We start from the raw sequence: 22,314 nt of genomic DNA on the forward strand, positions 1-22,314 counted from the left end.
GTCATAGACCCCGATCCCGGCCTCGACCTCCAGCCCGCGCACGAACACGCTCAGCCGCTCGAAACGCAGCCGATCGTCCGCCGGAGCCGGCGTCGCCAGAGGAGAGGAAACCACGCGCTACTCCTGGATGTCGGGGGTGCGCCAGGCCAGATGCTGGCCCCCGTCCACGGCGATCATCTGGCCGGTCACGCGGTCGGCGTCCAGCAGCCAGGCCACGGCGTCGGCCACGGCGTTCGGCCCGATGGGCTGTTGCAACAGGGTGCCGGCGGCCTCGGCGGCGAAGTCGTCGGGCGTCTGGTGGATGGACGGCAGGGTGGGGCCGGGGCCGACGGCATTGACCCGGATCGCCGGCGCCAGGGCCTGGGCCATCGTCTGGGTCGCCCACCACAGGCCGGCGCGCGACAGGGAATAGGAGAAGAAGCGCGGGTCCGGCTTGAGCACCCGCTGGTCCAGCAGGTTGACCACGGCGCCGCCGTCCGGCGCCTGGGCCGCAAAGGCCTCGATCAGCACGACCGGCGCGCGCAGATTGGTCTCCAGATGCAGGTCCCACCCGGCGCGGTCCAGGCCGCCGACGCGGTCGTCCTGAAACACCGAAGCGTTGTTGACCAGCGCCGTCAGCGGTCCCAGCGCCTGCGCCGCGGCGGGGATCAGGGCGCGCACCTGCGCCTCGTCGGTCAGGTCGGCCTGCAGCACGACGGCCCGTCGCCCGCACTCGCGCATGGCCCGGGCGACGTCTTCGGCCGCCACGGCCGAATCGCGGTGGTGGATGGCGACGTCAAAGCCCGCCTCGGCCAACCGCAACACGATGGCTCGGCCGATCCGCCGGGCGCCGCCCGTGACCAGCGCCGCGCCGCGCGGGGTCTTAGTCAACCCGACCGAACTCGAAGAAGTTGATCGCGGCGAGAACGGCGACGAAGCCGAAGATGATAGCCATGGCCAGCGAGGCCGCACCTGCTCTTTCGTCATTCTCCGACTTGATCGGAGAACCCAGCGGGCCCGAAGGGCGATCCTCTAGTCGGCGAAGGCGTCGGCGTGTCGGCGTCGAAAGGAACGCTTGGGGCCAGGCGTTCGGCCAGGCAGGCGCCGTGGGTGGCGAGCGCTTGGGCGGGCGCCTCGGTCTCGGCGTTCAGTTGCATCACCGTGAGGGATAATGGGGCGGCGGCGTCCGGCAAGATCGCCTCGCCGCAGAAGCAACAGATCCAGCTCATGGGCGGTTCTCCATGCGCCAGAGAAGCGGCTCTAATACGGTCGGAGCTTAGCTTTGTGCGCGGCGGTGTCCATTGCCGGGGGGCGCCTTCGCTTCGCTGCGGCGCCGCTGGGTTCTCCGGTCTGCGCCGCTGCGCGGCTGGCCGGAGAATGACGAAAGAGAAGAAGCGGCGCTGCCTCCCCACCGGAGGGGAGGCGCGTTATGGTCGGCTCATGACCTGGCGTCGCCGTATTGAGCCCTTTACCCGTCCGATCTTCTTCGCCGTGTCGCGGATGACGCGGGGGATGACGTTGGGCGTGCGGGCGGTGGTGACGGATCAGGCGGGGCGGGTGCTGTTGGTGAAGCACACCTATCTGCCGGGCTGGTGGCTGCCGGGCGGCGGGGTGGATCGGGGCGAGGCGGTTCAGGCGGCGGCGGTGCGCGAACTGCGCGAGGAGGCGGGGCTGATCGCCGTGGGCGAGCCCCGGCTGATCTCGGTCCATTCCAACGAGCGGTTCTTTCCCGGCGACCATGTGCTGCTGTTCCGCATCGACGGCTATGAGGTCGGCGAGCGGACCAGCCACGGCGAGATCGAGGCGGTGGACTGGTTCGACGTGAACGCTCTGCCCGCCAACGTGAACCGGGGCTGCGCGGCGCGGCTGGCCGAGGTGTTCGGCGGCGTTGGGGTGAGTCGGGAGTGGTGAAGCGCTGGCCTTCTCCCCTTGCGGGAGAAGGTGGCGGCCGCAGGCCGACGGATGAGGGGTCAGGATCCGGTTGGGCGGAAGGCGGCTCAAACGTCCCGCAACCCCTCATCCGACCTCGCTTCGCTCGGCCACCTTCTCCCGCAAGGGGAGAAGGGATTCGGGACGCTGCACCTCTGCTTCGGCCATGCTACCCACGCTGCATGAATCCCTCATTGCTTTCGTTGATCGCCGTCGTCTTGGCTGGGGGCGCGACCGCCTTGCAGGCGCCGACGAATGCGCGGCTGGCCACGGCGGTGAGTTCGCCGGTCAATGCGGCCTTCATCTCGTTCGCGGTGGGGACGGTGGCGCTGGGGCTGCTGGCGCTGGCGTTGCAGACGCGGCCGGACGTGGTGGCGGCGAAGGCGCTGCCGTGGTGGACGTGGATCGGCGGGCTGTACGGTTGCGTCTTCGTGGTGGCGGCGGCGTGGGGCGTGCCCAAGCTGGGGGTGGCGCTGACCATCACCCTGATGGTGGCCGGGCAGCTGCTGGCCAGCCTGCTGCTGGACCATTTCGGGGCCATGGGCGTGCCGCGCCAGCCGATCAACTGGAGCAAGGTGGCCGGAGTGGCGCTGGTGATCGCCGGGGCGCTTCTGGTCCGGCGGTCGTGAGCCTATATCGGGGCCGATGACCGAGGCGACGCCCGACACCCAACTGCCGCTTCAGGCCGCCGCGCTGATCGCCGACGAGGCGCGCCGCGCGCCTGACAAGCCCGGCGTCTATCGCATGTACGGCGAGGACGGCGCCTGTCTGTACGTCGGCAAGGCCAAGTCGCTGAAGAAGCGGGTGGTGCAGTATGCGCAGGGGCGGTTCCACACCCAGCGCATCGGGCTGATGGTGTCGCTGACCCGGTCGATGGAGTTGGTGGTCACGGCGTCCGAGACGGAGGCGCTGCTGCTGGAATCCAACTTCATCAAGAAGCTGAAGCCGCGCTTCAACGTGCTGCTGCGCGACGACAAGTCGTTCGCCGAGTTGATGATCCGGCGCGATCACCGGGCCCCCCAGGTGCGCAAGCATCGCGGGGCGCACACCATACCGGGCGACTATTTCGGGCCGTTCGCCTCGACCTGGGCGGTGAACCGGACGCTGAATACGTTGCAGAAGGCGTTCCTGCTGCGGTCGTGTTCGGACAGCGTGTACGAGACGCGGACGCGGCCGTGCATGTTGCACCAGATCAAGCGCTGCTCGGCTCCGTGCACCGGGCTGATCAGCCTTGAAGACTATAGCGAGCTGGTCACCGAGGCGGAGCAGTTCCTGCGCGGCAAGTCGCGGGCGGTGATCGGCCGCCTGTCGCAGGAGATGCAGGCGGCGTCCGACGACATGGATTTCGAGCACGCCGCCCGGGTGCGCGACCGCATCCGCGCCTTGTCGGCGATCAGCATGGAAAGCAGCATCAACGCCGACAGCGTGGCCGAGGCGGACGTCTTCGCCCTGCATGCCGAGGGCGGGCAGGCGTGCGTTCAGGTCTTCTTCTATCGCGGGGGCCAGAACTGGGGCGGGCGCGCCTATTTCCCGCGCGTGGACAAGACGGATACGGATCCGGAAATCTTCGCCGCCTTCCTGGGCCAGTTCTATGAGGACAAGCCGATCCCGCGGCTGATCCTGTCGAATGTGCGGCCGCATGAGCTTGAGCTGCTGGAGGCGGCGTTCGGCATGAAGGCGGAACACCGGGTTGAGATCGCCCGGCCCCTGCGCGGGGACAAGAAGGGGCTGGTCGATCACGCCCTGACCAATGCGCGCGAGGCGCTGGGGCGGCGGCTGGCCGAAAACTCGGCCCAGTCCAAGATCCTGGACGAGGTCTGCGAGGCGTTCGGCCTGGACGCCCGCCCCGAGCGGATCGAGGTCTATGACAACGCCCACATCCAGGGGACCAATGCGGTCGGCGGGATGGTGGTGGCCGGGCCCGACGGCTTCCGCAAGAACCAGTACCGCAAGTTCAACATCCGGGGCGAGGACCTGACCCCCGGCGACGACTACGGCATGATGCGCGAGGTGATGCGCCGCCGCTTTGGCCGGCTGGTGAAGGACGAGGAGGCGGGCGAGGTCGTCGAGCGGCCCGACCTGCTGCTGATCGACGGCGGGGCGGGGCAGCTGGCCGAGGTGCTGGCCGTGATGGCCGATCTGGGCGTGGACGACATCACCGTGGTCGGCGTGGCCAAGGGGCCGGATCGGGACGCGGGGCTGGAGCGGTTCTTCATGCCCGGCAAGCCGCCCTTCATGCTGCCTCTGAAGTCGCCGGCGCTTTATTACCTGCAACGGCTGCGGGACGAGGCGCACCGCTTCGCCAACGGGGCGCACGCCAAGCGCCGGTCGATGGACATCAAGCGCAATCCGCTGGACGAGATCGAGGGCGTCGGCCCGGGGCGCAAGCGGGCGCTGCTGCACGCCTTTGGTTCGGCCAAGGGCGTCGGCCGCGCCTCGGTCGCCGACCTGTTGAAGGTAGACGGGGTGAACCAGGCGCTGGCCGAACGCATTCACGGGTTCTTCCGCAAGAGCTGAAGCGGGTCTAGGAAACGCCCATGATCGATGAATCGGACAAGCTGACCGAAGGTTACCGCCGCTTTCGCGAGACCCGCTGGCCGGCCGAGCATGCGGAATACGAGGCCCTGGCCCGCGACGGGCAGAAGCCGCACACCCTGGTGGTGGCCTGTTCCGACAGCCGCGCCGATCCGGCCCTGATTTTCGACACGGCGCCGGGTGAGCTGTTCGTGGTGCGCAACGTGGCAAATCTGGTGCCGCCATACCAGCCCGACGGGCATCTGCACGGCGTCTCGGCGGCGCTGGAGTTCGGGGTCAAGGTGCTGGACGTGAAGCGGATCGTGGTCATGGGCCACGCCTATTGCGGCGGCGTGGGCGCCATGCTGCGCGGTTCGCCTGAGAGCTGCCGCGACTTTGTCGCCCCCTGGGTCGAACAGGCCGCGCCGGTGGTGCGCCGCGTGGCCGAGGAAGTGTCCGAGGATCAGGTCGAACGCGCGGCCGAGGAGGCGGTGGTCAAGCTGTCGATCGACAATCTGCGCACCTTCCCGTGGATCGCCGAGCGCGAGGCGGCGGGCGATCTGACGCTCAGCGGCCTGCATTTCGGCATCGCGGACGGCATTCTGAGCAAGCTGAACGGCGGACGCTTCCAGCCGTTGGCGTGAAGCCTCGCCTCGCGTGGCGAACCATGGCACACCCATTGGCCTGCAACGGAAAATCCGATGACCCCTCACAAAGCCAATCCGATCCCGAACATCCTGACCGCCCTGCGACTGGCGGCGGGGGTCGTCATGTTCCTGATCCTGGCGGGGGCGACCAGCGGGTTTCCCTTCGTCTCGGCCTGGATGAGCCCGGACGACCAGTTCGCCCTGTACCGCACCGGCTTCTGGATCTTCGTCATCGCCGCCTCGACCGACTGGTTCGACGGCTGGCTGGCGCGGCGCTGGAACGCCGAGACGCGCTGGGGCGCCATTCTGGACCCGATCGCGGACAAGGTGCTGGTGACCGGCGCCATCCTGGGGGTGCTGACCAGCGGGTCGGTGCCGCAGATCATCATTCCGTGCGGCTTGATCCTGTTCCGGGAGTTCGCCGTGTCGGCCCTGCGCGAGACGATGGCGGGACGGATCGAACTGCCGGTGACGCTGGCCGCCAAGTGGAAGACGACGCTGCAACTGGTCGCCCTGGGCTGCCAGCTGTTCGCCCGCAACTGGGACGGGTTCGGCCTGTCGTTCGACTGGCTGCCGGGCTTCCAACTGTTCGCCGACACCCTGATCTGGGGCGCGGCCATCATCACCCTGTGGACCGGCTGGCAGTATTTCAGCGCGGCGCAGCGGCAGATGCGGGACCGGTAATGTTTCAAGCCTCCCCTGCGTAGCGGGGGAGGGGGACCGCGACGCCCGAAGGGCGGCGGGGTGGTGAGGGCCGAGCTTCAAGCGCCGCGCCTGTATCCGCCCCCTCCACCACTTCGTGGTCCCCCTCCCCCGTGAACGGGGGAGGAGAGATTACAGCGCCTTCTCCAGCACCACGAACTCCAGGTCCTGGCGGAAGGCCTGGCCGAAGCGGGCGTCGTGCAGGGGGAAGGGGCGGGTTTCGCCGGTGGGGGCGTAGCCGCGGCGTTGGTACCAGGCGATCAACTCGGGCCGCTGGCGGATGACGGTCATCTCCATGCGCGCGGCGGCGAAGCGGGCGGTCGCTTCAGCCTCGGCGGCGTCCAGCAGGCGGCGGCCGAGGCCGGCGGACTGGAGCGTCGGCTGGACGGTCAGCATGCCGAGATAGGCCAGGCCCTCGCTTTGATCGGCGACCTGGACGCAGCCGACCAGATCGTCGCCGGCCTCGGCCAGCAGCAGAACGCGAGTCGGATCGGCCACGATGGTTGCCAACTCGTCCGCATCGGTGCGTTGGCCGCCCAGCAGGTCGGCCTCGTGCGTCCAGCCGGCCTTGGCCGTTTCGCCGCGATAGGCGCTTGCGATCAGCCGGTGCAGGGCCGCGACGTCGTCGGCGGTCGCGGCCCGGAAGACGACGTCCGTCACCGGACGCCGAGTTCCCGCACCAGATGGGTCATGCCGTAGACGTCGCGCAGGGCGGTGGTCACGGCGCCGGTGGTGACGATGACCGAGCGATTGACGTCGCGGTCATAGCCATAGGCGTTGCGCTGGGTCAGGACGGTGGAATCGAAGTTCGCGCCGACGATCTCGCCCCGCGCGGTGACGACGGGCGAGCCGGACGAGCCGCCGATGGTGTCGGACGACACGGCCATGTTCAGCACGGTGTCGCCGTCGATCCGGTCCCTGGCCGCAAGCAGTTTCGGCGCGACGTCGAAGGGCGCGGCGCCGGTGGCGCGGTCCCACAGGCCGGCGAAGGTGGTGAAGGCGCCGAAGCGCTGGCCCGGAACGTCGGTCCCTTCGATCTTGCCATAGGTCAGGCGCAGCGTGCCGGTCGCGTCCGGATAGACGGTGTCGCCATAGGCGCCGAAGCGGGCGCGGGCCAGGCGTTCCGAGGCGAGGCTGGTGGGGGCGTCGACCTTGGCCTCCCACTCGGCGCGGACGGCGCGGGCGGGCTCCTGGATCGACAGGACGTACTGGATCATGGGGTCGTCCGAGGCCTGGACGGCGGCCAGGCCGCCGTCCCACAGGGCGCGGCGCACGGCGGGATCGGCCAGCTTGGTCCCCTCGACCAGACGGGCCGAGAGCCCTTCAGGCGATTCCCGGCCCAGCAGGGTGCGGACGCTGGGATTGTCGACCGTCAGCCATTCGCGGGTCTTGGCCAGCCACCATTCCATGCGCATCTGCTCGAGCGACGGATAGACCGGGCGTTCGGCCAGCAGGCGGGCGGTGACGCCCGACAGGCGGCTGTCGGCGAATTCCGGCAGGCGCTGTTCCGATGGCTTGGCCCGCTCCTGGGCGCTGCGCACGATGGCCTGGGCCCAGCCGAACAGGCTGGAGCCGCCGCCTGCGCGGCCTTCCAGCATGGCGTAGGCGGGATACAGCTCGCGCTGGATCGGCTGGACGGCGGCCAGGTCGGCCCAGGGGTCGCCGACATCGGCGGCCAGCGTCGGATTGGCGGCGACGCGGGCGCGGAAGTCGGCCTCGGCGGCCTCGCGCTTTTGCATGAAGGCGGCGTCGGTCAGGGCGCGCATACGGCCGAGGCCGCGCTTGTAGGTGTTCTCGACGCCGACCAGCGGGTCCATGGCGATGAAGGCGTTTTCGTCGCTCTCGGCGCCGAAGCGGATCAACCGGCCGCGCAGTTCCGAGGTGATCAACTGATCCATCGGCAGCGACACGTCGCGGACGGTCATCAGCTGGTCCTGGGTCAGCAGGCGCTGGGTGGCGCCGGGGCTGCCCGAGACGAAGACGGGCGTGCCTTCGACCGGCTGGGTGGCGTTCCACTTGAAGTGGGTCGGGGTCGTGGCGGGCTGACCGTTCTCGTACAGCCGGATCATGGCCGCATCGATGCCGAAGCGCGGGAAGCTGAAATTGTCCAGGTCGCCGCCGAAGGTGGCCGCGCGATCTTCCGGCGCCCAGGCCAGGCGGACGTCAGTGTATTTCTTGTAGGTGTAGAGCTTGAACTGACCGCCCCGGTACAGAGTCACGACCTGGCAGCGCTTGTCGGTTGCGTCGCCGCAGGCTTCCTGTTCGATTCGGGCGGCCTCGGCATCGCGGGCCTGGGTGAAGGCCTGACCGGACAGGCCCTCGCCGGCCTTGTGCATCCGGGCGGTGACGTCGGTGATGTCAGTCAGGATCTCGGCCGTGCCGCCGGGGCATTTCAGCTCTTCCTCGCGACTGCGCGGGGTGAAGCCGGTGTCGGCGTAGCGCTTTTCAGGGGTCGACAGGTTGGCGACGCAGGTGGCGACGCAATGGTTGTTGGTCATCACCAGCCCCCGGCCCGAGACCAGGCCCGCCGAACAGCCCCCGAACCTGACCGACGACAGTCGCACCCGATCCAGGAAGGCCTGGTCGATGTTGGTCCCCAGCGTCTGGTTGGCGCGCGCGACGGGGAAGTTGTCGAAGGTCCACATGCCTTCCTCGGCCTGGGCCGACGAGGCTGCGGCGACGAAGGCCAGGGCGGCGGTCGAGGCGAAAAGCTTGAGGGCGGAGGCGGTGCGCATGCGGGATCCTGATCTTCCTGGCTCGCCGGGGCGAGGCGTCGGTTCGGACCCTAGCGGGAAAAAAACAGGGTCTGAATAGTCTGATTAGTCTGAAATCGGCCGGGACGACGACGGGGATATAGCCGCTCGCTGCGTCAAACGGGGGCGTAGTTGCATCTTCGTAACGGATTGCGTGACGGCCATGTCCGAAAACCGCGAGACAGGGCGCGGCGACGGGCTCATTCTGTGGTCATGAACGCCGCCTTGGACCCGGAAGCCTGCTATCGCGCCGTCGCCACCCGCGACGCGCGGTTCGACGGACGGTTCTTCACGGGCGTGAAGACGACCGGGATCTATTGCCGGCCGGTGTGCCCGGCGCGGACGCCGAAGCGCGAAAATGTGATCTTCCTGCCCAGCGCGGCGGCGGCCGAGGAGGCGGGGTTCCGCGCCTGCCTGCGCTGCCGGCCCGAGACGGCGCCCGAGATGGGGGCGTGGCGCGGCACCTCGAATACGGTCAGCCGGGCGCTGGGCCTGATCGAGGCGGGGGCGCTGGATGACGGCGACGTGGACGGACTGGCCGCCCGACTGGGCGTGGGCGAGCGGCATCTGAGGCGGCTGTTCCGACAGCATCTGGGCGCCGCGCCGGTCAGCGTGGCGCAGACGCGCCGGGTGCTGTTGGCCAAGGCGCTTATCCACCAGACGGACCTGCCGATGGCCGAGGTGGCGCTGGCCTCCGGCTTCGGCAGCGTGCGGCGCTTCAACGAGACGTTTCAGGCCCTGTACGGACGGCCGCCGTCCGACCTGCGGCGCCGGGCCGAGCGGCCGGGCGCGGCGGGGATCGCGCTGAACCTGCCGTATCGGCCGCCCTATGACCGCGCGGCGATGCTGGCGGCGTTGGCGGCGCGGAGCGAAAGGGTTGAAGACGGCGTCTGGCGACGGGAACTGGACACCGCCGTGGACGGCGCGTCGGGCCGGGTCGAGGCGCGGTTCGAAGGCGAAACCGCGCTGCGGGTCACGGTCGAGGTCTTGGACCTGAGAGCGCTGCCCGGCGTGCTGGCGCGGGTGCGGCGGGTGTTCGACCTGAGCGCTGATCCAGAGGCCATCGGCCGCGATCTGTCGGCCGATCCGCTGCTGGCGGCGCTGACGGCGCGGCGACCGGGGCTGCGGCTGCCGGGCGACTGGATCGATGCGGGCGAGGATATTCCCAGCGACCGATTGAACGATGCGCGGCTGGCGGCGCGGGCCGAGCGGTGGCGACCGTGGCGGGCCTATGGGGCGCTGCACCTGGCTGTCGCCGGATTGACGATGGAGACGGATGATGAGCAAGCGGCCTGAGGCCTTCACCCTGGATCGGATCGCCTCACCGGTGGGCGAGGTGTTGCTGGTGGTCGATGGCGACGGCGCTGTTCGGGCGCTGGATTTCGCCGACTATGAGGCGCGGATGCTGCGGCTGTTGCAGCGTCACTATGGGCCGGTGGAGCTGACGCCGGGGCGGGCGCCGGAGAGGGTGCGGGAGGCGCTGGACGCCTATTTCGGCGGCGATGCGCGGGCGCTGGACGGCTTGCCGGTGCAGACCGGCGGGACCGAGTTCCAGCGCACGGTCTGGGCGGCGCTGCGGGCCATTCCGGCGGGCGAGACGCGCAGCTATGGCCAGCTGGCGGCTGCTATCGGCAAGCCGGCGGCGGTGCGGGCGGTGGGCCTGGCCAACGGGGCCAATCCGGTCGGCGTGATCGTGCCCTGCCACCGGGTGGTCGGGGCGAACGGGACGCTGACCGGCTATGCCGGGGGGCTGGAGCGCAAGCGCTGGCTGCTGGCGCACGAGGGGGCGGCGGGGCGTCTTATCTGAACGGGTTGGCGAACAGGTCGGGCGGGGTCCAGGCGCGGGTGAAGCGCGCCTCGCGCACGGCGCCGTTGAAATAGTTGACCCGGTTGATGCGCACCCCGACCGAGGAGCGGCCGTCCGGCTGGGGCGTGAAGGCCAGCGGCGCCTCGGCTTGCAGCATGCCGTTGACGTATGAGCGGTAGGTCGTCCCGTCGAAACTCTGGGCCACATGGGTCCAGACGCCCAGCGGATGCAGCTTGGTCTCGTCGATCAGGGCCTGATTATAGCGGTGGCCCTTGGCGAAGGCGTCCAGATACCAGCCGCCGGGGACCACGCGGATCTCGAACAGGATGCGGTGCCGGGGCCGCCCTCGGGCTCGTCCGCCTGCAGGTGGAACCAGCGCTGCTCGAAGGCGCCGCCGTCGGGGCGGAACAGCGCCTCGAAGGTGAAGGTCGCGGCGCCCGTCAGCGGGTGGCGGTCGATGAACAGGGCGTCGTCCACGCCGTCGAACTTCACCGCCTTGCCGAAGGGGCTGTCGATCAGCACGGGCGCGCCCTCAATCCGGGGCCGCAGCCCGCCGATGGTGTCCAGATTGTCGAAGGTCCAGACGGTGCGCGGCGGCTTGACCGGCGCCGGGGGGCGGGCAGGCGTCTGGCCAGCAGCGCAGCCGACCGCGGGCAAGGCGATGGCGGCGCCCAGCAGGCGGCGGCGGTCGACAGGCGGCATGGGGATCTCCATCACGGCGGGCGCGCCGCAGTTTTGACCGGTCGGCGGCAAATGTCTTGCCTTTCCGGCGGGGCGGCCTACATTGCCCCTGCTTATGCTAACTTTGAGCATAAGGGGTGACCGAAGGAGGTCGATGATGGCGGACGGCGCGTTCGGGCTGTCGAAGGAAACGGCGCAGGCCACGGCCGACGTCTGGGCCAAGGTCAAGGACCACGTCACCCCGATGGAGTGGCCGGCGCAGGCCGAGCTGATCGTCGAGATCAACCGGCTGAAGGCCGAGCGCGACGCGGTCATCCTGGCCCACAACTATATGACCCCCGACATTTTCCACGGGGTCGGCGATTATGTCGGCGACAGCCTGGGCCTGGCCAAGGAGGCGGCGCGGTCAAAGGCCAAGGTGATCGTCCAGGCGGGCGTCCACTTCATGGCCGAGACGTCCAAGATCCTGAGCCCTGACAAGACGGTGCTGATCCCCGATCTGCGGGCGGGCTGTTCGCTGGCGGCGTCGATCACCGGGGCGGACGTGCGGCTGATCAAGCAGCGCTATCCGGGTCTGCCGGTCGTCACCTATGTGAACACCACGGCCGATGTGAAGGCCGAAACCGACATCTGCTGCACCAGCGCCAACGCCGTTCAGGTGGTGGAATGGGCGGCGAAGGAGTGGGGCGTCGACAAGGTCATCCTGATCCCCGACGAATATCTGGCGCGCAACGTCGCGGCCCAGACGACGGTCGGCATCATCGCCTGGAAGGGCCGCTGCGAGGTGCACGAGCGCTTCACCGCCGCCGACATCGCCGAGATGCGCGAGGCCTATCCCGGCGCGGAAATCCTGGCCCACCCGGAATGCCCGGAGGAGGTGCTGGCGGCGTCCGACTTCGCCGGATCGACGGCGGCGATGATCGACTATGTGACGGACAGGAAGCCGAAGCAGGTGGTGATGATCACCGAATGCTCGATGGCGTCGAACGTGAAGGGCGACGTGCCCGGTGTGGACTTCATCGGCCCGTGCAACCTGTGCCCGCACATGAAGCGCATCACGCTGGAGAACATCCGCGACTGCCTGCGCGACATGAAGTTCGAGGTCACGGTGCCGGACGACATGGCCGAAAAGGCGCGCCGCGCGGTGCAGCGGATGGTGGACCTGCCGCCGCCCGCCGTGCCCGCGCGCTATGACCTGATCCGCGCGCGGCATCATGTCGATGTGGAGCTGATCTGAGGCGCGGCCATCGGTCCCGGCGACGGGAACGAAGCGCTGCCCCATCTGGAACATCATGAGCGATACCGACACCTCGACCCGAAAACCCGGTCCCTGGGATCGTCCGCCGGAGACGCCGCGCGCCGAACCGGCCGCGCCGCCCCGCTCCCGCGTGCAGCAGGAAGACAAGGGCCAGCATCCGATGTGGGCGATCGCGTCCACCCTGCTGATGGGCGGGTTTCTGTGGCTGGTGACGGGCAGCTGGGTCGTGGCGGTGGCGGTTCTGTTCGGCCTGTTCGTTCACGAATACGGCCATGTGCTGGCGATGAACCGCGTCGGCATGGGCCCGGCGCGCATCTATATCATCCCCTTCCTGGGCGGACTGGCGAAGGGCCAGCGTAACCCCAAGAGCGAATGGCACGGTGTGCTGGTGTCGCTGGCGGGGCCGGCGTTCGGCCTGTTGGCCATGATCCCGTTCGTCGGCCTCTGGGCGGTGACGGGTGGCGGGGCGTGGTTGATCGGCGCCTTCTTCATCGCGCTGGTCAATCTGGTGAACCTGGCGCCGGCGCCGCCGCTGGACGGGGCCAAGGCGCTGGGCCCGGTGCTGACTCGCGTGCATCCGCGGCTGGAGCAGGCGGCCTTGTTGCTGGTCGGCGGGTTGGTGGTTTGGTGGGGCGTCAGCACGGGGCGCTGGATCCTGGCGGCTTTCCTGGCCATCGCCCTGCTGGGCCATCTGAAGCGCGGCGTCTGGCGGCGTGAGCACGGACTGCTGAGCTGGCCCGAGGCGGGCAAGAGCTTGACCCTGTATCTGCTGACGACCGTCGCCTGTGTCGCGGCGGCGATCGGGGCGCTGATGCCGCTGGCAGACGGGTCGGTGATCGAGGCGGCGCGCATCGGTCTGGCGCAACTGGGCGTGCGGCTGTGAGCCGTATCCGGCACGACGGGCCGCTGATCATCGGCGGCGGTCTGGCCGGACTGTCGGCCGCGCTGGAGGCGGCCCCGGCGAAAGCTCTGGTCGTGACGCCCGAGCCGCTGTTGAACGCCTGTTCCTCGGCCTGGGCGCAGGGCGGGATGGCGGCGGCCCTGACGCCGACGGACAGCGCCGAACGGCATGCGAATGACACCGAGGGCGCGGGCGCCGGGCTGGTCGAGCCGGAGGCGGCGCGGGCCCTGACGATGCGCGGTCGCGAGACGGTGGAATGGCTGGCGGCGCTGGGCGCGCCGTTCGACCGGGATGCGGCGGGCGACTTTTCCGTATCGCTGGAGGCGGCGCACAGCCTGCCGCGCGTGGCGCGGGTGGGCGGCGACGGCGCCGGGCGGGCGATCTTGTCGGCGGTGGTCGCGGCGGCGCGCGCCTCGGATCATATCGAAATCTGGGAAGACGGACGGCTGCGCGGGCTGATCCAGGATATGGACGGCCGGGTGCGCGGCGCCCTGATCGAGCGGTCCGGCGGGCGGCTGGATGAAGTGTTCGCCTCGACCGTAGTGTTGGCGACCGGTGGGGTTGGGGGCCTGTTCGAGGTCACCACCAATCCGTCGGCCCTGCGCGGCGAAGGACTGGCGCTGGCGTATGCGGCGGGGGCCGAGATTCTGGATCCCGAGTTCGTGCAGTTTCACCCGACCGCGATCGATGTGGGCCTGGACCCCGCGCCGCTGGCGACCGAGGCGCTCAGGGGCGAGGGCGCGCGGCTGGTGGACGGGCTGGGGCGGTTCCTGCTGGGCGATGATGCGGACGCCGACCTGGCGCCGCGCGACGTGGTGGCGCGGGCGGTTCATGCGGCGCGCGCCGACGGGCGCGGCGCGTTTCTGGACGCGACCCAGGCGGTGGGTGAGGAATTTCCGCACGCCTTCCCGGCGGTGTTCGCCGCCTGTATGCGCGCCGGGCTGGATCCACGCGTCAGCCCCATGCCGGTGGCGGCGGCGGCGCACTATCACATGGGCGGGATCGTCGCTGACGACGAGGGGCGCACGGCGGTCCCCGGACTGTTCGCCATCGGCGAATGCGCGGCGACCGGCGTGCATGGCGCCAATCGACTGGCGTCCAACTCGCTGCTGGAGGCCGGGGCTTTCGGGCGACGGGCGGGACGAGCGGCGGCGCGCGAGGTTCAGCCGCCAAAGCAGGAATTGCGGCCGGTCGCGGCTTTCACCGATCTGCCGGGCGAGGCGCTGATGGAACTGCGGTCGGCGATGACCCGCTGGTGCGGCGTCGTGCGTGACGAGACGGGCCTGACCACGTTGCTGGCCCTGATCGCGCGGCTGGAGCGGGCGTATCCTGACGCGGCGGTTCTGGTCACGGCGCGGCTGATTGTCGAGGGCGCCCTGAACCGTCGCGAAAGCCGGGGCGGGCACTGGCGAGCGGACTATCCGGCGACGTTGCCGGTGGCCGTGCATACGCGGATGCGGCGCGCGGTTCCGGTCGCGGCTTGAGGTATTTATCCTTCTTCGCTGAGCAGCGGAGGAGACTGGAAACGAGGACGACCGCATGAGCCGAACCCTGCCTGACCTGCTGATCTCGACGGTGGTGCGGATGGCGCTGGCCGAGGATCTGGGCCGGACGGGCGATGTGACGGCTCAGGCCTGTATCCCGCCGGACGCGCGGATGAGCGGGGTGTTCGCCGCGCGGCAGTCGGGGGTGATGGCGGGCGGCGCCTGCGTGCGGATCGCCGTACTGGAAATGGACCCGGCGGCGACGGTGACGATCAAGGTCGCCGACGGCGAGGCGTTCGAGGCGGGCGCGGTGCTGATCGAGGTCGAGGCAAACGCCCGCGCCCTGCTGGCGGCGGAACGGACGGCGCTGAACCTGCTGGGGCGGCTTTGCGGGATCGCGACGCTGACGCGGACCTATGTTCAGGCGGTGGCGGAGACGCGTGCGCGGATCGCCGACACGCGCAAGACGACGCCGGGCCTGCGGGCGCTGGAGAAGCATGCGGTGGCGTGCGGGGGCGGCATGAACCATCGCTTCGGGCTGGATGACGCCATCCTGATCAAGGACAACCACGTCGCCGTCTGCGGCGGGGTGGGCGAGGCGGTTCGGCGGGCCCGGGCCTTCGCGCCGCACCTGATGAAGGTCGAGGTCGAGGTGGACGGGCTGGATCAGCTGGACGAGGCGCTGGCGGAACAGCCCGACGTGATCATGCTGGACAATTTCAGCCTGGCCGACCTGGCCGAGGCGGTGCGCCGCGCCGAGGGGCGGGTGACGCTGGAGGCGTCGGGCGGGGTGACGCTGCAAACCGTGCGGGCCATCGCCGAAACGGGGGTGGATGTGATCTCGGTCGGGGCGCTGACCCATTCGGTGACGCAGCTGGACGTCGGGCTGGACGCGCGCTGACGCCGAACGGGGTTACGGAACGGGGCGGGGACTGACCGGTTACCTTCACAACGAAAGGAGCCGACATGACCCACAGTCCGAAGATCCCGAAGGAGCAGCGCAGCTTCGCCGACCATGGCGCGCGCTCGACCGCCGAAGCCATGAGCACAGACCGCCGGGACTTGGCCACCGGGGCGCAGTCCAGTCAGCCCGGCGACGCCGATGTGAACCTGAACACCCAGGGGCGGTTCGGCAATCTGCGTCAGAACATGACGACCCAGTGGAAGACGCAGGACCGGTGAGCCGGACCTGACTGCGATCAGGCGGCGGGCGCGGTCGCCGTGGCGACGGCCGGAGCCACCGAATCCGTCTCTGCCGGCCTGGCCTGCGGCGTCGCGCGAGGGGCCGGGGCGTGATCGGTGTCGCTGTGGCGCGTGGCGGCTTCCTGGGCCAGAACCAGCGTATAGGCCACGGCCTGGCCGGCCTGACGCACGGGTTCGGTCGGATCCAGGCTGGCCTGGATCAGGCGCGGCTGGTCAGCCTCGGTCGAGGGGCGCGCCTCATAACGGAAGGCCGAGGACGAACCGGCGCGACCGCCGAAACGGTAGAAGACGTGGCTGCCGACCTGACCCACGCGGATCAGGGAGTGGCGCCAGCCCGGTGCGACGGCGGTCGTGTGGAAATGGGTGGCCGAACCGACGGCGGCGTTCACCGAGCCGGACAGGGCCGACGAGGCGATGTTGCGAGCACGGCTCCAGGCGGCCTGGTTCACCGCGCCGCGCATCACGCCGCTGCAGGTGAAGCTGAATTGGCAACCGGTCTTGCGGGCGGCGCCCTGGAAGACGACGCCGCAGACGCTCTTGGGGAAGGCGGGGTGACGGGCGCGGTTGAGCACCACCTGGGCGACCGCCTCCATCCCGGCGCGACCTTCGCCGCGCGCTTCATAATAGACGGCCTGGGTCAGGCATTCGAGATCGCGCGAGGCGTCCAGCGCGTTGGCGCGGAACGGCTGGACCGCCGGTCCGGCGGTCAGATTGACCCGACGCAGGCTGGCGCGGTCCGAGGTGCGCAATTGTTCAAGACGCGCCGTCAGCATTTCAGCCTGGCGGTCGCGCTGGGCGCCGCCGGCGACGGTATAGGGATCGTGACGGCGCGCGATGGTCAAGGCGCTGGCGTCCAGCCCGCCGGCCGCAGCGGCCAGCGCTTCCTCGGTGAAACCGGCGGCCGTGGCCCCCTCGATCCGCTCCGCCTTGGCGCGCAATGTCGTCGCCTGGGCCGCCTGGCCGCCCAGATAGGCGCAACCGACAGCCAACCCCACCAGACCTCCAAAGGCCGCCGCCGCCGACGCCGGCCGGATTCGGGCCGAGGTTCGGGCGCGCAACGACGCGGGCGTCTGCGGGGAGTTGGGCAAAGGCGTAGTCCTGTTCAGCAGGGCGCAGCGCCGCCCCCGTAGTATCGGCCCGTCGAAGCGGCGCACGCCGCAGTTCCAACAGGCAAACCGACGATCGGCGAAGGGCCGGGCGTCGGGGAGGCGGCCTTAAGCCATCCGTTTATGGCCCCAATGTGTTCGATTCGCAAGTTTGTGTGCGGGTGCAGCATTCTGGCGCATCCCGCAGGGGTGCTATGAATGACCGTTTCGGATCGATCAGACGTGTTGTCAGATGTGCTTGCCAATACTGTATTGAACAACGACCCATCTTCACAGGAAAGCAGACGGAAGACCGTTCGTTCATCTATCGTAAATCCTTATATCCTCGACGTATTTCAAGAAATCTGAAATTCAACTCATGGGCGAGGCGACGGGTTGGCGGGAACCGGGGTCGGCAGGCGACGTTCTGTCGGCATGTTCCGGCGCCGCTTGCGCGCCGGCTTTTCCGGAGGTCGCCATGAAACGTTCCATCCTCGTGCTTTCGCTCGTCGCCGGCGCCCTGACGCTGGGGGCCTGTGGCCAGACCATCGAGCAGAAGGCCGCCACGGGTGCGGTGGCGGGCGCCGTCGTCGGCGGTCCGGTCGGCGCGGCCGTGGGCGGCGCGGCGGGTACAGCCGTCGGCCAGGCGCAAAAGCCACGCTGAGGTCGTCCGGCTGCGATCCTCTTGATCGGGGCCGGATGCGTCCTATGTGTGTGACTGCGAAAGCGCGCGGCCGGCTGTCCCGAGTGGGCGGTCAGCTCAATTGACAGTCAAATCTTGATTTTTGGCCCGGTTTACGCTTTGCAGCGCGCGCCGGGTCGTGCGCGTGCATCGTCGCCCCTGGTCCGCCCTTGCCTTTGCTACGGGGCGCGCCCACCCATTTCGAAGGAAACCGACCCCTACTTATGCGAGATCTGAAACAGACCGGCTTCACCGACCGCCTTACCGCCCAGCAGGACGCCAAGAAGGCCCTGCTGGCCAAGTTCAAGCCCAAGGCCGCCGCCCCGGACCCCGAATTCGAAAAGCTGGCCGCCAAGCGCGCCGCTGAAAAGGAAGCGATCCGTCAGCAGCACGAACTGGCCAAGGCCGAGGCACGCCGCGAAAAGGCTGAAAAAGACGCCGCCCGCATGGCCGCCGATCAGGCCGCGCAGGAAGAGGTCGACGCCGCCAAGCGCGCCGCCCGCAAGGAGCGCAAGCAACTGACCAAGGAAGAGCAGAAGGCCGCCCGCGACGCGCGCTACGCCGCTCGCAAGGCGCGTCAGCGCTAATCCCGTACGGATCTAGGCGGGGGCCTTTGACGGCTCCCCGCCCAGCGCCCATTTCAGCTCTTCGGCCGAGTAGGGCTTGCGCAGCAGGGGCCACGGCGCGTCCCTGAGCGCTGAATCCACATCGTCCCCGGCATAGCCCGACGTCAGCACGACCCGCAGGTCGGGATAGTCGACCGCGCAACGCCGGGCCAGTTCGATGCCCGTCATGCCGCCGGGCATGACCACGTCACTGAGCATCACGTCGAACGACTGACGCGACAGGACTTTCAGCGCCTCGGCCGCGGTCTCGACGGCCTTCACCTTGAACTTCATCCCGCGCAACAGATCGACGGCGATGGTTGACACGCCGGGGTCGTCCTCGACCAGCAGCAGTTTGACGCCGGGCCTGGGATCAGCGCCGTCGGGCCGCACGGCCGGCGTGGCCATGACCGTGCCTTCGGCCAACACCGGAAGGAACAGCCGCACCTCGGTCCCCTCGCCGCTGGAGGACGTGATCTTCACGCCGCCGCCGCTCTGGTGTGCGAAGCCATAGACCTGGCTGAGCCCCAGACCCGTGCCCTTGCCGACCGGCTTGGTCGTGAAGAAGGGCTCGAATACCCGATCGATGATTTCGGCGGGCATGCCTTCGCCGTTGTCGGCCACGCTGACGCAGACATAGTGGCCGGGGGGGACCTCTGACGTTTCGCCCTCGGTCACCGTGCAGTCCTGGGTGCGGACCGTGATCTGGCCGGTTTCGCCTACGGCGTCGCGCGCGTTGACGATCAGGTTCAGCAGGGCTGCCTCGAACTGGGCCGGGTCCACCCTGGCCCGGGCGCCGCCCCGGCGCAGTTTCAGCCTGAACTCCACCGCCTCGCCCACGGCCCGTTTCAACAACGGTTCGCCCTCACGGATCAGGGCGTTCAGATCGACGGCTTCGGGACGGAGGGCCTGGCGACGTGAGAAGGCCAGCAGCTGGTGCGTCAATCGCTCGCCGCGACGGGCGGCGGCCAGGGCGGCCTCGCCCAGCTTCTGGCGCCGGGCCGCGTCGTCCGGAGACCGCAGGATCATGTCCAGGGCGCCGATCACCACGGTCAGCAGATTGTTGAAGTCGTGGGCCACGCCGCCGGTCAGGCGGCCGACCGCCTCCATCCGCTGGGCGTGCATCAGATTGGCCTCGGCCTGGGCCTTTTCCGCCAGGGCCTCGCCGACGCGTTCCTCCAGCAGTTCGTTGATGCGCTTCAGATCGTCCTCGGCCTTCTTGGCCTCGGTGACGTCCAGACTGGCGCCGACAAAGCCCTGGAAGACGCCTTCGCCGTCATGACGGGGCACGCCCTCGCAGCGCATCCACCGCACGCCCAGGCTTTCGTGGACGACCCGGACCACGGCCTCGAACCGCTCTCGCCGTTCGAAGGCGCTCATGAAGGTCTGGGCGAAGGTCGCACGGTCGTCCGGGTGGGTGACCTCGCTCCATTCCTCGCCGAACAGATCCCCGGTCGATGTGCCGAAGAAGGCCTGGAACCGCTTGTTGGCGAAGATCAGATGGGCGCTGTCGTCCGTCATCCAGATCAGGGCCGGCGCGCTGTCCGCCACGATGCGGAAGCGCGCTTCGGACTCGATCAGGCGCGCCTGGGCCTCGCGGATATCGGTGACGTCGAACGCCACGCCGACAAAGCCGATGACCCGGCCCTCGGCGTTCAGGCGGGGGCGCGAGAAGGACTTCAGCCAGTGATAGCGTCCGTCATGCCGCAGATAGCGCGCCTCCATCGAGAAGGGCTGGGCCGTCGCCTCGCCGGCGATGGATTCCTGCAGCACGCGGTCCTGATCGTCGGGATGGATATAGGTGCGCCAGTCGGCGGTGCGCACCGTCTCGTAGTCGCCGCCCATGTATTGCACATAGGCCTCGTTGACGAAGGCGCGCTCGCCGGTCTCGTGGGTCACCCAGATCAGCACCGGCGCGGTGTCGGCGATCGAGCGGAAGCGGAATTCGCTCTCGCGCACCTCGGCCTCGGCGCGGGCGCGTTCGACCTCGGCCCAGGTCCGGGCCGCGACCTCCTCGACCAGACTGATCTCGGCGGTCGTCCAGTGACGTACGCCTGAATCGTGGACATACAGGTAGGCCTGCAACTGACCCCCGCGGATCAGCGGGACACGGACCAGGGCGCGGGTTTCGATCTCGGCGAACCGCTGGGCCACGTCGATGGTGCGCGGGTCCTCGCGCACGTCGGGGATGCTGATGATCTGGCCCCGCGACAGGTCCTCGATCAGGCGCGCGCCGAAGGTTTCCAGCGTGATCCGCCCGGCGGCGCTGGGCACCCCGGCAGTCCAGTCGCGCGTCAGTTCGATCACGCCCCGGGTCTGGTCCACCTCGCCATAGCCGACGCGATCCGCGTCCAGCACGTCGCCCAGGGACCGCTCGACCTCGTCCATGATGGCCGAGGGGTCGGTCAGATCGCGAAGTCGGTCGGTCAGCGCCAGCAGGAAGCTTTGCCGCCGTTCCTGCGCCTCCAGCGCCTCCAGCGCCTCGCGCGTCTCGGTGATGTCGAACGACATGCCGACATAGCCACGGAAACGTCGGTGCGCGTCGAAGCGCGGGTTCACCGAGACGCGCATCCAGCGCCACGCGCCGTCGCCGCGAAGGAACCGGGTCTCGAAACTGTAGGGCAGATGGTGCGGGCGCGCCTCGGCCTGAACACGCGCCACCTCGGCCTGATCGTCGGGATGGACGCTTTCGCGCCAGGCGTGGCCAAAGATGAGCTCGGCCGGGCGTTCGTAGAAGCTGACCAGGGCGTCATTGACGAACTCGACCTCGCCGGCCTCATTGGTCAGCCAGACGGGCGACGGCGCTGTATCGGCCATGAGCCGGAACCGTTCCTCGCTTTCGCGCAGGGCCGCCTCGGCGGTCTTGGCGTCGGTGATGTCCACGACCACGGCGATGAAGCCTTCGGGCTCTCCCTTGTCGCCGATCAGGGACCGCAGGCTGGTCAGGGCCCAGACAACCGACCCGTCGGGCCGGATATAGCGTTTCTCCAGTTGGCCGCCCTCGCCCCGCAAGGCCTGGGCCAGAAGTTCGCGGGTCGGTTCGATGTCTGCGGGATGGGTGACGTCGGCCGTTGAAATGCCGACGGCGGCCTCTTCGGAGATGCCCAATATGCTGGCGAAACGGGCGTTGGCCGTGACGATCCGGCCGTCCAGACCAACCCGGGCGATGCCGGCCGAGGCCTGGTTCACCGTGGCCTTCAGCGCCGCCTCGCTGGCCCGCAGGGCGGCCTCGGCCAGGCGGGCCTCGGTGACGTCGGTGTTGACGCCCACCATACCCTCGAAGCGGCCCTCGGCGTCGGTGCGGGGATGGGCGCGGGTCAGCAGGATGCGCCACTGTCCATCGTGGCGGCGATAGCGGGCCTCGACCTCGAACGGCGTGTGGGTCCGCGCCGCCTCGGAGGCGCTGGCGATGGCCCGTTCGCGATCGTCGGGATGCAGGGTTTCGGTGAAGTCGAAGGACAGGACGTCATCAGTCACCCCCCAGAAGGTCCGCTGCGCCTGGTTGAGATGCACGCATCGGCCAGCGGTGTCGCTCATCCACAGCATGGTCGGCGCATGCTCGCTGATGACCCTCAGGCGCGCCTCGCTGGCGTCACTACGGGCGTCGGATTCCCGCAAGGCGGCGACGGTTGCGTCCAGTCGCTGCAGGGTCTTACGCAGGGAGGCGGCGACCAGTGTCGCGAACAGGCCGACGATGATAAAATTGACCGTGGCGATCCGACCCAGGCTGGACAGCAGATTTTCGCTGAAGGACGCCTCGGCGCCCATGTTGACCACCCACCAGCCGCCACAAAGAGCGACAATCAGGGCGCTCAACCCGCCGATCCGACCTGCGGCCAGCGCGCCCACGATCACGCCCGGCAACAGGATCATGAACCCCGTCAGTTCGCCGTAGAAAGCTGACGCCGCGGCCCGGATCATCAGCATGAACAGAGCTGCCAGCGCACCGGTCAGTACAGACCGCAACGGCCCCATGCGCGGCGTCCGCGCCAAGCGGGCCACGCCGATGTCCGGCTCTGTAACAGTGCGCCAAAAGTCGCCTGCGCTCATTCGGCCCCCGTCTTGTGCACTCTTCGCGCCGTCA

21 protein-coding genes are annotated in these 22,314 nt (G+C 69.3%); 14 read left to right on the plus strand and 7 right to left on the minus strand.

Annotation, left to right across the window (positions count from 1 at the left end; genetic code table 11):
• Nucleotides 1-117: 117 nt before the first annotated feature.
• A complete protein-coding gene (locus tag EON91_RS07940) occupies nt 118-870 on the minus strand; it encodes an SDR family oxidoreductase (RefSeq protein WP_292093217.1) in 753 nt (250 codons plus the stop codon).
• Between the two features lie 549 nt (nt 871-1,419).
• On the opposite strand from EON91_RS07940, the gene EON91_RS07945 reads away from it, so the two are divergent.
• From EON91_RS07945 to pgsA, 5 genes are all read left to right on the plus strand, one after another.
• On the plus strand, nt 1,420-1,890 hold the full coding sequence (locus EON91_RS07945; RefSeq protein ID WP_292093219.1) for an NUDIX domain-containing protein: 471 nt from the start codon (nt 1,420-1,422) through the stop codon (nt 1,888-1,890).
• 221 nt (nt 1,891-2,111) lie between these two features.
• Nucleotides 2,112-2,537 (plus strand): DMT family transporter, encoded by a 426-nt coding sequence (locus EON91_RS07950; protein WP_292093223.1) that lies wholly within the window; start codon nt 2,112-2,114, stop codon nt 2,535-2,537.
• Between the two features lie 16 nt (nt 2,538-2,553).
• Nucleotides 2,554-4,425, plus strand: a complete 1,872-nt coding sequence (gene uvrC, locus EON91_RS07955) for an excinuclease ABC subunit UvrC (protein ID WP_292093226.1) — start codon at nt 2,554-2,556, stop codon at nt 4,423-4,425.
• A 20-nt stretch (nt 4,426-4,445) separates the two neighbouring features.
• A complete protein-coding gene (locus EON91_RS07960) occupies nt 4,446-5,066 on the plus strand; it encodes a carbonic anhydrase (protein ID WP_292093229.1) in 621 nt (206 codons plus the stop codon).
• A 57-nt stretch (nt 5,067-5,123) separates the two neighbouring features.
• Entirely contained in the window at nt 5,124-5,753 is a 630-nt protein-coding gene (pgsA, locus tag EON91_RS07965) for a CDP-diacylglycerol--glycerol-3-phosphate 3-phosphatidyltransferase (protein WP_292093231.1), read from the plus strand.
• Nucleotides 5,754-5,903: 150 nt separating this feature from the next.
• Here pgsA and EON91_RS07970 read toward each other — a convergent pair whose 3' ends face one another.
• Nucleotides 5,904-6,431 carry a GNAT family N-acetyltransferase gene (locus tag EON91_RS07970; protein WP_292093234.1) on the minus strand — a complete coding sequence of 176 codons (528 nt, stop codon included), beginning with the start codon at nt 6,429-6,431 and terminating at the stop codon, nt 5,904-5,906.
• Entirely contained in the window at nt 6,428-8,506 is a 2,079-nt protein-coding gene (locus tag EON91_RS07975) for a S46 family peptidase (protein WP_292093236.1), read from the minus strand. The genes EON91_RS07970 and EON91_RS07975 overlap by 4 nt, the downstream gene beginning before the upstream one ends.
• A gap of 231 nt (nt 8,507-8,737) precedes the next feature.
• On the opposite strand from EON91_RS07975, the gene EON91_RS07980 reads away from it, so the two are divergent.
• Both EON91_RS07980 and EON91_RS07985 read left to right on the plus strand, forming a co-directional pair.
• Complete coding sequence (locus EON91_RS07980; protein WP_292093237.1) at nt 8,738-9,820, plus strand: Ada metal-binding domain-containing protein; 1,083 nt, start codon at nt 8,738-8,740, stop codon at nt 9,818-9,820.
• A complete protein-coding gene (locus EON91_RS07985) occupies nt 9,801-10,331 on the plus strand; it encodes a methylated-DNA--[protein]-cysteine S-methyltransferase (RefSeq protein WP_292093238.1) in 531 nt (176 codons plus the stop codon). Before EON91_RS07980 ends, EON91_RS07985 begins: the two co-directional genes overlap by 20 nt.
• Here the strand turns inward: EON91_RS07985 and EON91_RS07990 are convergent.
• A complete protein-coding gene (locus EON91_RS07990) occupies nt 10,324-10,641 on the minus strand; it encodes a LamG-like jellyroll fold domain-containing protein (RefSeq protein ID WP_292093241.1) in 318 nt (105 codons plus the stop codon). The genes EON91_RS07985 and EON91_RS07990 overlap by 8 nt on opposite strands.
• Entirely contained in the window at nt 10,578-11,033 is a 456-nt protein-coding gene (locus EON91_RS07995) for a hypothetical protein (protein WP_292093242.1), read from the minus strand. The genes EON91_RS07990 and EON91_RS07995 overlap by 64 nt, the downstream gene beginning before the upstream one ends.
• A 133-nt stretch (nt 11,034-11,166) precedes the next feature.
• On the opposite strand from EON91_RS07995, the gene nadA reads away from it, so the two are divergent.
• The 5 genes from nadA to EON91_RS08020 all read left to right on the plus strand — a co-directional run bounded on the left by nadA (nt 11,167) and on the right by EON91_RS08020 (nt 15,837).
• On the plus strand, nt 11,167-12,249 hold the full coding sequence (nadA, locus tag EON91_RS08000) for a quinolinate synthase NadA (protein WP_292093244.1): 1,083 nt from the start codon (nt 11,167-11,169) through the stop codon (nt 12,247-12,249).
• Between the two features lie 55 nt (nt 12,250-12,304).
• Nucleotides 12,305-13,153: a site-2 protease family protein gene (locus EON91_RS08005; protein ID WP_292093246.1), complete on the plus strand. Its 849-nt coding sequence runs from the start codon at nt 12,305-12,307 to the stop codon at nt 13,151-13,153.
• A complete protein-coding gene (locus EON91_RS08010) occupies nt 13,150-14,655 on the plus strand; it encodes an L-aspartate oxidase (RefSeq protein ID WP_292093249.1) in 1,506 nt (501 codons plus the stop codon). Before EON91_RS08005 ends, EON91_RS08010 begins: the two co-directional genes overlap by 4 nt.
• Before the next feature lie 55 nt (nt 14,656-14,710).
• The gene (gene nadC / locus EON91_RS08015) at nt 14,711-15,556 is read left to right on the plus strand and encodes a carboxylating nicotinate-nucleotide diphosphorylase (protein WP_292093250.1); all 846 of its coding nucleotides are present in this window, start codon (nt 14,711-14,713) and stop codon (nt 15,554-15,556) included.
• A gap of 65 nt (nt 15,557-15,621) precedes the next feature.
• On the plus strand, nt 15,622-15,837 hold the full coding sequence (locus tag EON91_RS08020; protein WP_292093252.1) for a hypothetical protein: 216 nt from the start codon (nt 15,622-15,624) through the stop codon (nt 15,835-15,837).
• Nucleotides 15,838-15,854: 17 nt separating this feature from the next.
• On the opposite strand, the gene EON91_RS08025 is transcribed toward EON91_RS08020, so the two are convergent.
• Nucleotides 15,855-16,946: a cell wall hydrolase gene (locus EON91_RS08025; RefSeq protein WP_292093253.1), complete on the minus strand. Its 1,092-nt coding sequence runs from the start codon at nt 16,944-16,946 to the stop codon at nt 15,855-15,857.
• Nucleotides 16,947-17,421: 475 nt separating this feature from the next.
• Between EON91_RS08025 and EON91_RS08030 the strand changes: the two genes are divergently transcribed.
• Both EON91_RS08030 and EON91_RS08035 read left to right on the plus strand, forming a co-directional pair.
• Nucleotides 17,422-17,607 carry a hypothetical protein gene (locus EON91_RS08030; protein ID WP_292093255.1) on the plus strand — a complete coding sequence of 62 codons (186 nt, stop codon included), beginning with the start codon at nt 17,422-17,424 and terminating at the stop codon, nt 17,605-17,607.
• 242 nt (nt 17,608-17,849) lie between these two features.
• Nucleotides 17,850-18,212 (plus strand): DUF6481 family protein, encoded by a 363-nt coding sequence (locus EON91_RS08035; protein WP_292093257.1) that lies wholly within the window; start codon nt 17,850-17,852, stop codon nt 18,210-18,212.
• Between the two features lie 12 nt (nt 18,213-18,224).
• On the opposite strand, the gene EON91_RS08040 is transcribed toward EON91_RS08035, so the two are convergent.
• Complete coding sequence (locus tag EON91_RS08040) at nt 18,225-22,280, minus strand: PAS domain S-box protein (protein WP_292093259.1); 4,056 nt, start codon at nt 22,278-22,280, stop codon at nt 18,225-18,227.
• Between the last annotated feature and the right edge of the window lie 34 nt (nt 22,281-22,314).

This window comes from Brevundimonas sp. (assembly GCF_004210735.1).
Taxonomy (GTDB): domain Bacteria; phylum Pseudomonadota; class Alphaproteobacteria; order Caulobacterales; family Caulobacteraceae; genus Brevundimonas.

Excerpts from the sequence above, each read along its gene's own strand:
- EON91_RS07945 (WP_292093219.1), top strand. The coding sequence starts at position 1,420 with ATGACCTGGCGTCGCCGTATTGAGCCCTTTACCCGTCCGATCTTCTTC.
- uvrC (WP_292093226.1), top strand. The coding sequence starts at position 2,554 with ATGACCGAGGCGACGCCCGACACCCAACTGCCGCTTCAGGCCGCCGCG.
- EON91_RS07960 (WP_292093229.1), top strand. The coding sequence starts at position 4,446 with ATGATCGATGAATCGGACAAGCTGACCGAAGGTTACCGCCGCTTTCGC.
- pgsA (WP_292093231.1), top strand. The coding sequence starts at position 5,124 with ATGACCCCTCACAAAGCCAATCCGATCCCGAACATCCTGACCGCCCTG.
- EON91_RS07975 (WP_292093236.1), bottom strand. The coding sequence starts at position 8,506 with ATGCGCACCGCCTCCGCCCTCAAGCTTTTCGCCTCGACCGCCGCCCTG.
- EON91_RS07980 (WP_292093237.1), top strand. The coding sequence starts at position 8,738 with ATGAACGCCGCCTTGGACCCGGAAGCCTGCTATCGCGCCGTCGCCACC.
- EON91_RS07985 (WP_292093238.1), top strand. The coding sequence starts at position 9,801 with ATGATGAGCAAGCGGCCTGAGGCCTTCACCCTGGATCGGATCGCCTCA.
- EON91_RS07995 (WP_292093242.1), bottom strand. The coding sequence starts at position 11,033 with ATGCCGCCTGTCGACCGCCGCCGCCTGCTGGGCGCCGCCATCGCCTTG.
- nadA (WP_292093244.1), top strand. The coding sequence starts at position 11,167 with ATGATGGCGGACGGCGCGTTCGGGCTGTCGAAGGAAACGGCGCAGGCC.
- EON91_RS08005 (WP_292093246.1), top strand. The coding sequence starts at position 12,305 with ATGAGCGATACCGACACCTCGACCCGAAAACCCGGTCCCTGGGATCGT.
- nadC (WP_292093250.1), top strand. The coding sequence starts at position 14,711 with ATGAGCCGAACCCTGCCTGACCTGCTGATCTCGACGGTGGTGCGGATG.
- EON91_RS08020 (WP_292093252.1), top strand. The coding sequence starts at position 15,622 with ATGACCCACAGTCCGAAGATCCCGAAGGAGCAGCGCAGCTTCGCCGAC.
- EON91_RS08030 (WP_292093255.1), top strand. The coding sequence starts at position 17,422 with ATGAAACGTTCCATCCTCGTGCTTTCGCTCGTCGCCGGCGCCCTGACG.
- EON91_RS08035 (WP_292093257.1), top strand. The coding sequence starts at position 17,850 with ATGCGAGATCTGAAACAGACCGGCTTCACCGACCGCCTTACCGCCCAG.
- EON91_RS08040 (WP_292093259.1), bottom strand. The coding sequence starts at position 22,280 with ATGAGCGCAGGCGACTTTTGGCGCACTGTTACAGAGCCGGACATCGGC.